8 protein-coding genes and 12 tRNA genes are annotated in these 14,099 nt (G+C 39.1%); 8 read left to right on the top strand and 12 right to left on the bottom strand.

Going from position 1 to position 14,099, the window contains the following annotated elements:
* Nucleotides 1-6: 6 nt before the first annotated feature.
* The 5 genes from H5120_RS05645 to H5120_RS05665 form a co-directional block, all read right to left on the bottom strand.
* Nucleotides 7-82: transfer RNA gene (locus H5120_RS05645), tRNA-Glu, on the bottom strand.
* Nucleotides 83-263: 181 nt separating this feature from the next.
* Nucleotides 264-339, bottom strand: a tRNA-Glu gene (locus H5120_RS05650).
* 92 nt (nucleotides 340-431) lie between these two features.
* Nucleotides 432-507, bottom strand: a tRNA-Glu gene (locus tag H5120_RS05655).
* Between the two features lie 144 nt (nucleotides 508-651).
* Nucleotides 652-727: transfer RNA gene (locus tag H5120_RS05660), tRNA-Glu, on the bottom strand.
* A gap of 37 nt (nucleotides 728-764) precedes the next feature.
* A tRNA-Ala gene (locus tag H5120_RS05665) sits at nucleotides 765-840 on the bottom strand.
* A gap of 1,127 nt (nucleotides 841-1,967) precedes the next feature.
* Here H5120_RS05665 and H5120_RS05670 point away from each other — a divergent pair.
* The 8 genes from H5120_RS05670 to H5120_RS05705 all read left to right on the top strand — a co-directional run bounded on the left by H5120_RS05670 (nucleotide 1,968) and on the right by H5120_RS05705 (nucleotide 5,333).
* Nucleotides 1,968-2,043, top strand: a tRNA-Val gene (locus H5120_RS05670).
* A 152-nt stretch (nucleotides 2,044-2,195) separates the two neighbouring features.
* Nucleotides 2,196-2,271, top strand: a tRNA-Val gene (locus tag H5120_RS05675).
* 50 nt (nucleotides 2,272-2,321) lie between these two features.
* Nucleotides 2,322-2,397, top strand: a tRNA-Val gene (locus tag H5120_RS05680).
* A 152-nt stretch (nucleotides 2,398-2,549) separates the two neighbouring features.
* Nucleotides 2,550-2,625: transfer RNA gene (locus tag H5120_RS05685), tRNA-Val, on the top strand.
* Between the two features lie 48 nt (nucleotides 2,626-2,673).
* A tRNA-Val gene (locus H5120_RS05690) sits at nucleotides 2,674-2,749 on the top strand.
* 32 nt (nucleotides 2,750-2,781) lie between these two features.
* Nucleotides 2,782-2,857: transfer RNA gene (locus tag H5120_RS05695), tRNA-Val, on the top strand.
* Nucleotides 2,858-2,918: 61 nt separating this feature from the next.
* Nucleotides 2,919-2,994: transfer RNA gene (locus H5120_RS05700), tRNA-Val, on the top strand.
* Nucleotides 2,995-3,686: 692 nt separating this feature from the next.
* A complete protein-coding gene (locus H5120_RS05705; protein ID WP_182673844.1) occupies nucleotides 3,687-5,333 on the top strand; it encodes a response regulator in 1,647 nt (548 codons plus the stop codon).
* 4 nt (nucleotides 5,334-5,337) lie between these two features.
* Here H5120_RS05705 and msrB read toward each other — a convergent pair whose 3' ends face one another.
* From msrB to H5120_RS05740, 7 genes are all read right to left on the bottom strand, one after another.
* A complete protein-coding gene (msrB, locus tag H5120_RS05710) occupies nucleotides 5,338-5,778 on the bottom strand; it encodes a peptide-methionine (R)-S-oxide reductase MsrB (RefSeq protein ID WP_182673845.1) in 441 nt (146 codons plus the stop codon).
* Between the two features lie 147 nt (nucleotides 5,779-5,925).
* Nucleotides 5,926-6,366, bottom strand: a complete 441-nt coding sequence (locus H5120_RS05715; RefSeq protein ID WP_138489371.1) for a hypothetical protein — start codon at nucleotides 6,364-6,366, stop codon at nucleotides 5,926-5,928.
* A 2-nt stretch (nucleotides 6,367-6,368) separates the two neighbouring features.
* Nucleotides 6,369-6,887 (bottom strand): DUF2919 domain-containing protein, encoded by a 519-nt coding sequence (locus H5120_RS05720; protein WP_138489372.1) that lies wholly within the window; start codon nucleotides 6,885-6,887, stop codon nucleotides 6,369-6,371.
* Nucleotides 6,888-6,896: 9 nt separating this feature from the next.
* Nucleotides 6,897-8,915, bottom strand: a complete 2,019-nt coding sequence (gene ligA, locus H5120_RS05725) for an NAD-dependent DNA ligase LigA (protein ID WP_182673846.1) — start codon at nucleotides 8,913-8,915, stop codon at nucleotides 6,897-6,899.
* An 80-nt stretch (nucleotides 8,916-8,995) separates the two neighbouring features.
* Entirely contained in the window at nucleotides 8,996-9,763 is a 768-nt protein-coding gene (gene zipA, locus H5120_RS05730) for a cell division protein ZipA (RefSeq protein ID WP_154903395.1), read from the bottom strand.
* A gap of 74 nt (nucleotides 9,764-9,837) precedes the next feature.
* The gene (locus H5120_RS05735; RefSeq protein ID WP_182673847.1) at nucleotides 9,838-13,239 is read right to left on the bottom strand and encodes a chromosome segregation SMC family protein; all 3,402 of its coding nucleotides are present in this window, start codon (nucleotides 13,237-13,239) and stop codon (nucleotides 9,838-9,840) included.
* Between the two features lie 67 nt (nucleotides 13,240-13,306).
* A complete protein-coding gene (locus H5120_RS05740) occupies nucleotides 13,307-14,038 on the bottom strand; it encodes an RNA methyltransferase (protein WP_182671353.1) in 732 nt (243 codons plus the stop codon).
* Nucleotides 14,039-14,099 lie beyond the last annotated feature (61 nt).

Below are 14,099 nucleotides of genomic sequence, written 5' to 3' on the forward strand. Positions count from 1 at the left end.
AGTAAGTGGCGTCCCCAAGGGGATTCGAACCCCTGTTACCGCCGTGAAAGGGCGGTGTCCTAGGCCTCTAGACGATGGGGACACATAAATGTGTCACTAGGACAACTGAATTTTTAGACTCGTTTCAGGCGAGCTTTCTTAATAACACTACACTTCCCTATTAAAATAAGTAAGTGGCGTCCCCAAGAGATTAGTACTCTTGATAACGTCGTGCATAGAGAGTGCGGTGTCACACTGCTTTACACAATACTTAAAATAGTAAGTGGCGTCCCCAAGGGGATTCGAACCCCTGTTACCGCCGTGAAAGGGCGGTGTCCTAGGCCTCTAGACGATGGGGACACATAAATGTGTCACTAGGACAACTGAATTTTTAGACTCGTTTCAGGCGAGCTTTCTTAATAACACTACACTTCCCTATTAAAATAAGTAAGTGGCGTCCCCAAGGGGATTCGAACCCCTGTTACCGCCGTGAAAGGGCGGTGTCCTAGGCCTCTAGACGATGGGGACACATAAATGTGTCACTAGGACAGTTGATAAGTTTAACTCACATCATGAGCTTTAAGGTAATTGCGTTTAATACAAGTAAAGACTCGAGCTTTAATTGTGACGCTATTTTCTCGGTAAAACCGCCTTTAACTAATAAAAGTTAAGTGGCGTCCCCAAGGGGATTCGAACCCCTGTTACCGCCGTGAAAGGGCGGTGTCCTAGGCCTCTAGACGATGGGGACACAGAAAACTGCTACCCTAGGACAAAACACTAATTTTTGGTGGAGCCATGCGGGATCGAACCGCAGACCTCTTCACTGCCAGCGAAGCGCTCTCCCAGCTGAGCTATGGCCCCAACTTAATCAATACCCATCGTGATAAACACATCGTGTATCGCTTAGTGCGGGGCGCATTCTATGCACCACCCAAAATAAAGTCAACAGTTTTTTACCTGGCTTTATTTAAATGGTTTAATTTTCAACAAACTGGCTATCAAGCGTGCTAAAAAATACAATTTGAATAAGATTCTAACCCTACTGCTTATAATAACATCACTATATTACAACGAATACTCAATAGCCCCCACTCCCCCATTTAATGAAACAAAATTTCATCAAAGCAAAGGTATACATTTATAGGCAAATTAAACTTATCTAAAAACTACCAATTAAGGCCCCGCCAATCGCCTTAATCTTTTAAAAGTTACGATTGCTTATAATAACCAAAGTTTAAATGTGGGTTTGAGAGTACCCGCAGCCTTTACTTGCTTAATAACCAGCGTAACTCGTACTAAAAAATTCGATTATTGTTTGAAGAGCATTTTTAAAAGAGCATTGTAGCTTCGTAATTCTATGTATAAAACTTCAAGGCGCGTTGACCTTTGGTGGGTGAAGCGGAAGCTTTGCTCGGCTTTTACTTGGCCCACTAGGTTACAAACCTCGCGCCGCGATTTAATCGTCCCTAGATTGAACAAATTTGAATCCACAAAGGTCAACACGCCCTAGTTATATGTGATCTATTTAGTCTTAACCCGAAGGCTAGTAGTGAGGAATACGTATTTACGAGATGGCTAGGTTGGCTTATAAAAATAAAGTAAGTACAAAAATAGAGTTTAGAATGCTGAAAATAGTATTTGTTTTGGGAAGTTTAGATTAAATTCATTTTTGAATGACCGCTCTATTCGCTAAATAACTCGCTCTAATATTAATCCATCTTGCTCATAATCATAAAAACGACTCCAGTAAAAAACAATGAGTATCGTAAAACTAAATTTAAGGTTAATAAAATACAATTCCCTACTCACTTTTAGGTGCTTAATTGAACTGCAATATCAAATTTGATGATAAAATAGACTTCAACCATATCCTATTGTTTATAAAACCTTCATTCAGCACATTTTTATCATTCAAGTGTTGACACATTTCCAACTCTATCTATAATAGCGCCCCACAACAACGTAGCAATGCAATGTTGTTTAGATGTGGGTGATTAGCTCAGTTGGGAGAGCATCGCCCTTACAAGGCGAGGGTCACTGGTTCAAGTCCAGTATCACCCACCACTTTTTAGTTAAAGTGTTCACATCTAAATTCTATATGGGTCATAAGCTCAGTTAGAAAATAGAGAGCATTACCGCTACTTACAAGTAACGGCAAAGTTCACTGGTTAAAGTCCAGTACTATTTATTTAATAGTAGCGTTTTAAATTATATGTGGGTGATTAGCTCAGTTGGGAGAGCATCGCCCTTACAAGGCGAGGGTCACTGGTTCAAGTCCAGTATCACCCACCACATATAAAACCTATTACTATATTAATAGTCGTGTTTTAAAATTGTAATATGGGTCGTTAGCTCAGTTGGGAGAGCATCGCCCTTACAAGGCGAGGGTCACTGGTTCAAGTCCAGTACGACCCACCATTCCTAGAATGGTGCATATTACAAAAAAATCTAAATGGGTCGTTAGCTCAGTTAGAAAAAGAGAGCATAACCGCTATTTACAAGTAACGGCGAGGTTCACTGGTTAAAGTCCAGTACTATTTATTTTAATAGTAGCGTTTTAATTTATATGTGGGTGATTAGCTCAGTTGGGAGAGCATCGCCCTTACAAGGCGAGGGTCACTGGTTCAAGTCCAGTATCACCCACCACATATAAACCTATTATTATATCAATAGTCGCGTTTTAAAATTTAATATGGGTCGTTAGCTCAGTTGGGAGAGCATCGCCCTTACAAGGCGAGGGTCACTGGTTCAAGTCCAGTACGACCCACCATTCCTAGAATGGTGCATATTAAAATGTAATTTGGGTGATTAGCTCAGTTGGGAGAGCATCGCCCTTACAAGGCGAGGGTCACTGGTTCAAGTCCAGTATCACCCACCAAATTACATCAAGCGGTTAATTGATAATAAAGAATTAAATAACAGGCATACCTATTATATGTGGGTGATTAGCTCAGTTGGGAGAGCATCGCCCTTACAAGGCGAGGGTCACTGGTTCAAGTCCAGTATCACCCACCACATATAAATACCATCAGATAACTTCTCTAGTAATAACTCTTTCTTTTCATATTAAATACATTTAAGAACTTTATAAAAACTCAATATAAAAATCGTATGTAATTAACTTAGTCGTAAGAAAAAGAGCATCACCACCCTTTACAAATAATGGCGAGGGTCACTGGTTCAAGTCCAGTATCACCCACCACATATAAATACCATCAGATAACTTCTCTAGTAATAACTCTTTCTTTTCATATTAAATACATTTAAGAACTTTATGAAACTCAATATAAAAATCGTATGTAATTAACTTAGCCGTAAGAAAAAGAGCATCACCACCCTTTACAAATAATGGCGAGGGTCACTGGTATCAAGCCAAGTAATCACCCACCACATATAAATACCATTAAACAATTTCTCTAGTAATAACTTTTTCCCATATTAAATACGTTTAACTCCTATTTTTACCTTAAATATATTTCATATTTTTATTAAAATCTAAATTTCCATATCAAAGCACTCATCAAATATAGCGTTTCCATTTTACTTATTTAGTTTTTAATTATGCTATTCGGCTCAGTACTTTCGAAGTTAGATAAACGTATTAGACAAAGTTAAGTACCTAATAAATACAGCTATCATTTAAATTCCCTTGTAAGGAGTTAAACTGTTGATTATAGTCTGTGTTAAATACAATTACGCTTAAGCCAATGCCAACTAAGATCTATTCAAAAGCAAAAATACTTATAGTAGAGGAGCAGCCACTTGCTCAAAGCTATATGAAACAATCGTTAGAAAGGCTTGGCTTTCGGCAGTTGCGCTTTGCTGATCATGCAAACTCTGCAAAAGAGCAGTGTTTAAGTGAAGAATTTGATCTAATAGTTTGCTCATTCAACTTAAACAAACACCAAGATGGCTACCAGCTTTATGAAGAGCTACGTGTAAAGCTGCTCATAAAAAGTTCGACTGGCTTTATTTTTATCTCAGCAGAAACAAGTGGCTCACTCGTTCATAGTGTTCTTGAGCTGCAGCCAGATGACTTTTTAGTTAAGCCTTTTACAGTACAAGAGCTTAAAACACGCATTGAACGAATCTTAAAACGTAAACACGACTTACAAACAGTGTATTCATTAATTGATGATGGTAACGATTCAAAAGCTATTAAATTTATTGATACCGCTCTGGATAAAAAAAATAATAATTACAGTCCTATCCTACTTCGCTTAAAAGGCGATGCCCTACTTCGCTTAAAGCGTGCTCAAGATGCAAAAGACTTTTTTAAGTCTGTTCTCGATATTCAAAAATTTGCTTGGGCAAAAGTAGGTTTAGTAGAGGCACTTATAGCGAATAACGAACATATTTTGGCGCAGCGAATGCTCAAGACAATGTTAGAGCGCCAAGAAACTCGTTTAGTAGCCCTTGATTTGTTGGGCAGATTAGAAATAAAGCTAAATCAGTTTGAGCTAGCACAAAGCTTTTTAAGTCAAGCAGCAGACATTGCACCGCGAAACATCACACGCCAAAAATCGTTAAGTAATGTGTCGCTAATTAATCACGACTACGAAAAAAGCTATTTAACTCAAAAAGATATAGCCTCCTTTGCAAAGCACTCAATACACGACCACCCCGATGTATATTTGAATGCAGCACGTGCCGGTATCGACTTTGCGTTAACGACTGATCAAACTGATCAAATTCAACGAATTTCTAGACAAACAAATCAGTACATTAATGATTTAAAAAAACAGTTTCCTAATAATGCAAATCAAGCTCAAATTGATGTACTAAATGCACGACTTCATTACTTAAAAGACGAGCATCAAAAAGCGAAAAAGCTAATTGAGCAGCTTGATGACGACGATACTCATATCCGATCGGTTGATGGAGCACTTGATAAAGCAAAAGCATTTCATGAACTGGGGTTTCATCAGAAGGCGCAAACCTTATTCACACAAATAATTAGCCACTGTGAAAGACACCCTGCAGTTAGCGACACAACTTACTTGCGTTATATTCAGCAGCAACAAAGTGAGCGACGCGATATTAAAATGGGTCCAAAAGAGCTTAATAACCATGCCGTTAATCAATTTAATAAAGGGCAATTAAATACTGCGCTGGAAGCTTTTACACAAGCGTTTAGAGTCATGCCTCGCAATCAGAGTATTGCACTTAATTTATTACAGTGCCTATTTGATTCAACCAAGCAATCTGGCAGCTCATTTAATATGGATCTTGCTAGAAGATGCTACGCCCTTCTTGATAAAGCTAAATTACAAGCAGATCAGACGCAGCGTTTAGATAAGATTTTGCATATAGCAAAAGAAATGAATTTAGATATTCAAAGCGCTAGTAAATAAAATATTAGAGCTTTTTCATTGCTGCGGCATTAACGCAATAACGTAAACCTGTTGGTAATGGGCCATCTGGAAAAATATGGCCTAAGTGCGAATCGCACACATTACAAACCACCTCTATGCGCTCCATACCATGACTTGTATCGTTTACATAACCAATCGCTTCAATTGTCGCAGGTTGCGTAAATGACGGCCAACCAGTGCCACTATCAAACTTTTCATCGGCATCAAACAATAGGTTATCACAGCAAATACACACATACTTGCCAGGTTCGAGTAATGTACAACTACCCGAGCTATCTGGGCGCTCTGTTCCTTTCTTACGTGTTACGTAATATTCATCTTCTGATAGTTGCATCCGCCACTGCTCGTCAGTTTTGACTACTTTTTCACTTGGGGTAGGATTGCCGTTGGTGGCAAAGTTAATAACATCATTCCACTTCAACATAATAGCCTCATTGAATAGTTGATTAGCTATACTTTATAAAGTCATAAAAAGTACGGCTAATTATTACGTTATTTAATACACTAAAGATCAGCTAAGGAGTGTTGACAGTTTAAGACTAAAACTCGTTCAATCTTAAAGGTAATCTCCTCAGCTAAAGGTAATATTTTGTTTTTCTGAGTCGGTAAGTATTCGTTTAATAAAACTATCTAGCTCTGCTTTTTTTACAGGTAAACTAACACTCATTTGGCGCTCGTTATTACTGTAAATAATTAGCTCATCATCCTTTGTTGTTATGCGTTCAATACTCTCAATAACTAACCAATTTGGACCATGCTTTTTATCAAAAAATCCCATCAAACTAAAAAGTAGTAAATGTTGGGCATCTCGCTGAATAAAATCCTCTAGCCTGTTTCTTGATTTAAATAAGGGCGTTAGCCTATAAACGCTTGAGCAAAAAACAAATACCCACAACCCAAATAGCGCTTTAAACCACATAGACTCTAAAAGCTCAGTGCTAATCATTAAAATAATAAGCACTAAGCCTATTAACGATATAGCTATCGCTATTTTTTTATTTACAGCGTCCACAACTAATCCCTTTTAAGTCGCTTTTTTTCTTCTGATGCTTTTTCTGTCGGCTCAGGCCAATCATTAAAAAAAACGGTTAAATAACGGCTTTTCACCAAATACCACAATACCCATAAAACAATCATCATTTGTACTGCTAAAAATGATGAAAATCGATAATGGCTATGCGCGGCTTGAATACTTAACCATGTTAAATCAACAACAGCACATACAATAAGGGGCCAGCGCATATGCCGCCATATTTTTGCTAACTTATCGCTTGCACTGTGTGAATCTCGTGGTCTGCGTAAACAAAATAAAATAGTCGGTATTATTGCGATACTTCCAATTGCTATTGCAATAAAAAAGTCATTTTTATTTTTAAAAAATAACGACATTAAATCAAGTTCAGGTCTGCGACTTAAAGCCGCAATCACCCAAATAAAATAGCCACGTAATAGCACAAGCAAACTTAAATTAAATGCAATAGGAGTTCGGTAACTTCCGTACTTATCCCAGTATTCAGGACCGTATCGGCTCATTGTTGCGTCCTAACCATTATGCTTTTTAAGCAGCTCAATTAATTCATCTTCCGTGAGTATGTCGATACCTAAATCTTGGGCTTTAGTCAGTTTTGAACCCGCTTTTTCACCCGCGACTAACGCATCAGTTTTCGCTGATACGCTACCAGATACTTTAGCACCTAGTTGCTGTAAGCGTGCTTTTGCGTCATTACGATTAAGCGTATTTAGCGTACCAGTAAGTACATAAGTAAGCCCAGCAAGCGGTTGTTCTTCTTCAGAAGGTGCACTCAACGCTGGCCAGTTTACGCCTTGCTCTATAAGCGCATTAACAACTTCTAAATTATGCTCTTCATCAAAAAAGCCTCGAACATGTGTTGCAACTATTTCGCCTACATCACTTACCTGCGTTAAACTATCAATGCTGGCATTTATTATATTTTCAAGGGTAAGGAAGTGATTAGCTAAATTTTGTGCTGTTGCCTCACCTGCTTCGCGAATACCTAATGAATATAAAAACTTAGCAAGCGTAGTGCCTTTCGCCTCTTCAAGGGCTGTTACTAAATTTTTGGCTGACTTAGGTCCCATGCGTTCAAGTGATTCAAAATGTCCTTGTTTTAAAATAAACAAATCAGCGGGCGTTTTTATAAGCTCTCTGTCTACCAACTGATCAACAATTTTATCGCCAAGGCCGTCTATATCCAGCGCTTTGCGTGACGCAAAGTGTTTAATTGCTTGTTTGCGTTGTGCAGGACATACAAGCCCACCCGTACAACGAGCGACAGCTTCGCCTTCAACCTTTTCAACATGAGAGTCACAAATAGGACAAGTTACTGGAAATTCGATATCTCTGGCATCATCAGGGCGGCGCTCAAGTACAACTTGCGTTATTTGTGGGATTACATCTCCAGCACGGCGAATAATAACTGTATCACCTACTTTTACGCCTAAACGTGCAACTTCATCACTGTTATGAAGCGTTGCATTTGATACGGTAACGCCACCCACAAAAACAGGCTTCAAACGTGCAACCGGTGTAATGGCGCCAGTACGACCGACTTGAAAATCAACATCAAGTAGTTGGGTTATTTCCTCTTGCGCCGGAAATTTATACGCAATAGCCCAGCGGGGAGCTCGTGCCACAAAGCCTAAACGCTCTTGTAAGGCCTTTTGGTTTATTTTTATTACTACGCCATCAATTTCATATTTAAGCTCGCCACGGCGCGTTAAAATATCGCTGTAGTACTCAAGCGCGGCTTTAGGACCTTCAACTAATTTTGTTTCTGGGCACAGTGGCAACCCCCAGTCAGTTAACTTTTCTAACTGCTGATAGTGATCCTCAGGAATACTGCCATCAGCTACAAGCCCGGTACTATAGGCATAAAACATGAGTGGGCGTTTAGCTGTAATTTTAGAGTCGAGTTGACGCAAACTCCCCGCGGCTGCATTACGCGGGTTAACAAATACTTTTTCACCGCGTTTTTGCGCTTCAGTATTTAATTTATCAAAGCCAGCGCTGTCCATAAATACTTCGCCGCGCACTTCAAGCTCTTTTGGGTAATCACCACGTAACTTAAGCGGTACATTACGAATGGTTTTAACATTTTGAGTAATGTTTTCACCGGTAAAACCATCACCTCGCGTAGCCGCTTGTACAAGCACACCATCACGATAAATAATTGATACGGCTAATCCATCAAGTTTTGGCTCACAACAAAAAGTAAGCTCATCAGTACTCATTAAGCGCTCTTTTATACGACGATTAAACGCAGTGAACTCTTCTTCACTAAAGGCGTTATCAAGTGAGAGCATGGGTACTTGGTGCGCTACTTGCTCAAATTTACTCAGTGCGGCACCGCCTACTTTTTGTGTCGGAGAGTCGGCGGTTAAAAATTCAGGGTGCTGCATCTCTAGTGCGCTTAATTCGCGTAATAACCTATCGTATTCAGAATCAGGAATACTGGGGGTGTCGAGCACATAATAGTTATAGTTGTGTTGCTCTAATGTAGTACGAAGATGATTAATTTGCTCACTAATGCTGCTAGACATTTAAACCTCAATAAACATAAAAAAAGCCACTTTGACGATTCACCGTCCAGTGGCTTATAAAAATATAATGTATGCGTTATTTACGCTGAAAAAGAACGAACCTGTTCAACATATTGCCTGATGCGCTCTACTGTCATTTCATTTCGCTCAGCATCTAAAATTTGTGCACCAAATTCATCCGCTAACTTTTTAGCTGCGCTGTGCAACATATTAAATGCCGCTAGACCATCGCCGTCGCACGGTAACGTCATAAATAAGCTTACCCCAGCGGTACTAAACTGTTCCATATTATCAATATCAAACGTACCTGGGTTATACATATTTACTAATCTAAATAAAACAGGGCCTTGGCCAGCCGGATCTAAGTGGCGATTAAAAAAACCTTCCTCAGAATATTTAAAACCTAAAGTATTAACTGCTGGTAATAATTTACTGCCCTGCATACTAAGCTCTTCTGGCATTTGAATATGCACAATAACAAAGTCAGACATTTGAGTAGGCGCTTCTTCAGCACTTTGATCTTTTGTTTCAAGATCATCAACTATCTCTAGGTCGTCTTCAATTGGTGTTTCTGGCACGCTTGTATCAATTTGCGGCTCATTTGCATCAAAGTTAAGCTCGCCAAATTGTGGCTCATCACGTTCGTCTTGCATTGGCTCTTTTGGCTCAGCCTCAGTACGAAACGGTTTAGATGAAGCTGGTGCGCTTTGTTGTAATGGCTCAACCCGTTCATTATCCGATACTTCTGGGCGGTCTTTTTTTCTAACTGACCACAATCCATGTATTAATAAACCACCAATGACAATTACACTGATAACGATTAAAACCCATCTTAATTGTTCGGCCATCCCCTCACCTTTTATTATTTGATATGCCTAAAACCTGTATATTAATGAAAAACTAATACACTTGTTATAAAAATTTATGCGTGTGCAAGTTGCACAGCTTGCTCTATATCTACAGCAACCATACGTGATACGCCAGGTTCTGCCATAGTAACACCTGTTAATCTACCTGCCATTTCCATCGCAATTTTATTATGACTAATATAAATAAACTGCACTGATTGTGACATTTCTTCAACCAAACGGCAAAAACGCACAACGTTGGCATCATCTAGTGGTGCATCTACTTCGTCCAGCATACAGAAAGGAGCTGGATTGAGCCTGAATATAGAAAACACTAATGATAATGCGGTCAGCGCTTTTTCTCCACCACTTAACAAATGAATTGTTGAATTTTTCTTACCCGGTGGTCGTGCCATTATACTAACACCACTTTCGAGTAAATCGTCACTGGTTAATTCTAAATACGCGCTCCCACCACCAAAAACTTTAGGAAATAGCTCAGCAAAGTCTTCGTTAACTTGATCGAACGTCGCTTTAAAGCGTGTTTTGGTCTCACTATCAATTTTACGAATTGCACCTTCAAGGGTGCTTAACGCTTTTGTTAAATCATCTAATTGATTATCAAGATAATCACTACGTGCTTTGGCTAAATCAAACTCTTCTATTGCCGCCAAGTTTACTGCACCTAATTTATCTAACTGATTAGTAAATCCTGTTAACTGATTTTGTGCTGCACTTAAATTTAATGAATCTGGTAATTCATCAAGTATTGCTTTTAAGCTTTGTCTCAACTCTTCTAATGGCTCAAGCGCAACTTGCGCTTTTATTACTAAGCTTTGTTCTTCAATTGTTAGCTTTTGGTGCTGCTCTTGCAAGCCCACCAGCTCACCTTGTGAATTTTTAAGGCTTATTTGCTTAGTGTTTAAGCTCTCTTTCGCCTGAGCTAATTCTTTTTGTAGCAATACTAATGCCTGCTCACCTTTTTGATGCTGTGCTAAAAGCTGCGTAATTTTATCGCTAAGTTCTTGCTCTGGTATCAGCAGCTCTTCTATTTCACTAAGTAGTTCTTGCGCACCTTCTGATGCACTAACGTGCTCTTGCTCTGCATGGCTCAATTTGGTTTGGCTTAACTGCCATTCACTGCGTGCCTTTTGCTCTGAGAGCGTTGCCTTATGTGCTTGTGTTTTATATTGCTCAAGCATGCTTAATGCTTCGCTATAACTTTTATCACTTTGTGAGCGCAAGCTATTTGCAGCGTCTACTTCATCCGCTAAGTTAAGTTGCTGCTCATTTAACACTTCAAATTGCTCTGTTTGCTCATCAAGCACGGTATTTAATTGTAAAAGCTGAGCGGTTAATTGCTGTTTTTGTTGCTGTAGCTTTTCTAGTTGTAACTTAAATTGTGCTACTTGCTGCACAAGCATGTCGCTGCGCGTACTGGCTACCGCTATATTTTGCGCAAGCTCATGTATGGCTTCTTTTAGCTCGCTTTGCTCGTTAACTAACTTTATTTGCTCAGCTGTATGTTCGTCACGAGTGTGTGTTACTTGTTGTAACTCGTCCTCGGTATTATTTAATTGCTGCGCTTTATCTTGCAATTGCTTATGCTTTAACAGTAATGAGTTTTCTGCATTACATTCAGCACTTACATGCCAATTACGACCATATAAAGCACCGTTTTTATCCATAACGGCTGTATAAAAACTATCTTTTAGTATTTCTAAATCACCGCTTTCACTATAAGCAATACGTGCTAAATGCTCTGGATAAACACCGCTTGTTATATATGTAGCTAAGCTATTTGTTGGCACACTTTTATCACTATTTGGCCAAACACTGTTATCAGCTTGCTGCTCACTTACATTTAAATGCTCTAAAGATTTAAGTGCTTGCTCTATTAGAAGCTCAAAGCCTTCTTTAACACTTAGCTGATTAAACAAACCATTAGTACGTTCACTTTTCTCATCAAGCCCTAATGTACTTTTAAGCCCCGTTATACTGGCTTTTAACTCGTTTATTGTTTGAGTGAGCGTCGAATATTGTTTTTGTGAGTTATTAACAAGCTCATTTTGCACCTCAAGCTTAGCAGTGCACTTCGTATGTGCTGTTTGTTTAGCGGCAAGCTCTTGAGTTAATGTTTGTGTTTGCTGTGTTTGCTGTATTAACTGTTGCTCTACATCACTACTTTGTAGCTCGTTAAGCTGAACAGTTAACTGATCAATTTGTTCGTTAACATGATCAATTTGCTGCTGAGTTTGTTTAATGTGACTACTATGTAGTTGCACGTTATTATTAAGCTGTTGCTGTTGCTCACACAAAGCTTGCCAATGAGTATGGTGGCGCTGCTTAAGTGCTAATAATTCCTCAAGTTCATGCGTTAACCCACTAACTTGCTCTTCACATACTAAGGCGTTTTCACTTGCCTCTTGCAGGGCTTCATTAAGTTGCTCGCACACAATTTGCTGCTGCGATTTTACCTCAGCACTTTGGATTTGGCGTTGCTGTAATTTAATTAAACTTTGTTTAAGCGTTTGGGTTTGCTGCTTTACATTGATTTGTTGTTGCTCAGCGCGAGTAAGCTCGGTGTGTATTACATGTTGCTGATGCTGTGCATCGCTTAGTTTATCTTGCTGGGCTTGTACTTGCCCTTCTAAGCTTGCAAGTACATCGTCATGCCCTGAGTTAGCGGTTTTAAAAAACAAAATTTGATCATTAAGTTTTTTAATTTGGGCACTTTTTTCAAGTTGCTGCTGATGTAACTTTTGCCATTTTAAAACGGCAATTTGGCCTTTTAGCATGCGTTCTTGTGCTTTTAATTCGCGGTATTTTTTTGCATCAACCGACTGCACAGCCAATTTATCGAGCTGGCTTTGTAGTTCTTTACGCACATCTAACAAACGTTCAAGATTTTCGCGAGTGCTTTTTATACGAGTTTGTGTTTCGCGGCGGCGCTCTTTGTATTTAGAAACGCCAGCGGCTTCTTCTAAAAATACGCGTAATTCTTGTGGTTTACTTTCTATTAAACGCGAGATCATCCCTTGCTCAATAATTGCGTAACTACGCGGACCAAGACCTGTACCTAAAAATATATCGGTAATATCACGCTTACGGCATTTACTGCCATTTAAAAAGTACAGCGATAGCCCGTCGCGCGTTACTAAGCGTTTAATTGCAATTTGGTTTCGATCAGCAAATGTATTAGAAGGACTACCTTTATCGTTATCAAAAACAAGCTCTACAGAAGCTTGTGATATGGCTTTACGATTTGTTGAGCCATTAAAAATAACGTCGGTCATGGCATCGCCACGCAGGTTTTTAGCAGAGCTTTCACCTAGCACCCATCGCACAGCATCAATAACGTTAGATTTGCCACAGCCATTCGGGCCTACAACACACGTCATTTGATCAGGAAATGGAATTTTAGTGGGCTCTACAAACGATTTAAAGCCCGCTAATTTAATAGTGCTTAAGCGCATCTTATTGTTATTACCGATTATTATTGTTATTGATTACAAACAATTTAACTCATTAACAGTTAAATTGTTAAGCTTGACGTTTAAAATTATCTAAAATAATACCGGTCGCCATTGCAACATTAAGCGACTCTGCACCACCAAAAGCGGGGATAGTGATTTTATTAGTTACTAACTTTGCACATGTCTCGCGTATTCCATGCGACTCACTACCCATTAGTAAAACGCCTGAGCTCATAAATTGGGTTTTATGCACGCTTTGCCCATCTAAAAAAGCACCGTAAACAGGTAAATTTAAAGACTGTAGGTAATCAGGTAAATCTACTTGGCTTACCGATACCCTTACAAATGAGCCCATCGTGGCGCTAATTGTTTTTGGGTTGTAAGCGTCTGCGCTGTCGGTGCTAGTTACTATATGTTTAATACCGTACCAGTCTGCCACTCTTATTATTGTGCCTAAATTACCAGGGTCTGATACGCCATCAAGTGCGAGTATTAAACCACTTGCTTGTGGTAAAGCTGCCTTTGGCATATCAACAATAGCAATGGCTGCATTATTGCTAACTAGCGTGCTGGCTTTGGTGAGGGTCTCTTCATCAGCTTCTATAAAGTTAGCTTGCGGATACTTAACTTGGTACGCATTTATAAATTCGTTTGTAGCAAAAATATTAACCACATTTAATGGGCTGTTTAATAACTCAAGTACGTTTTTCTCACCCTGTACAAGGTATTGATTATATTGCTTTCGGTACTTTTTTTGGCCAAGTTGGCGAATAAGTTTGAGTTGGTTTTTTGAAATCATAACAGCCCCATAAAATTATCCAGCAAGTATAACAGATTTCGCTATAACATCTGAACTCGAA

This window comes from Pseudoalteromonas sp. SR43-2, assembly GCF_014163885.1.
GTDB lineage: Bacteria > Pseudomonadota > Gammaproteobacteria > Enterobacterales > Alteromonadaceae > Pseudoalteromonas > Pseudoalteromonas distincta.

Coding starts and splice junctions, on each gene's coding strand:
- H5120_RS05705 (WP_182673844.1), top strand. CDS start 3,687: ATGCCAACTAAGATCTATTCAAAAGCAAAAATACTTATAGTAGAGGAG.
- msrB (WP_182673845.1), bottom strand. CDS start 5,778: ATGTTGAAGTGGAATGATGTTATTAACTTTGCCACCAACGGCAATCCT.
- H5120_RS05720 (WP_138489372.1), bottom strand. CDS start 6,887: ATGAGCCGATACGGTCCTGAATACTGGGATAAGTACGGAAGTTACCGA.
- ligA (WP_182673846.1), bottom strand. CDS start 8,915: ATGTCTAGCAGCATTAGTGAGCAAATTAATCATCTTCGTACTACATTA.
- zipA (WP_154903395.1), bottom strand. CDS start 9,763: ATGGCCGAACAATTAAGATGGGTTTTAATCGTTATCAGTGTAATTGTC.
- H5120_RS05735 (WP_182673847.1), bottom strand. CDS start 13,239: ATGCGCTTAAGCACTATTAAATTAGCGGGCTTTAAATCGTTTGTAGAG.
- H5120_RS05740 (WP_182671353.1), bottom strand. CDS start 14,038: ATGATTTCAAAAAACCAACTCAAACTTATTCGCCAACTTGGCCAAAAA.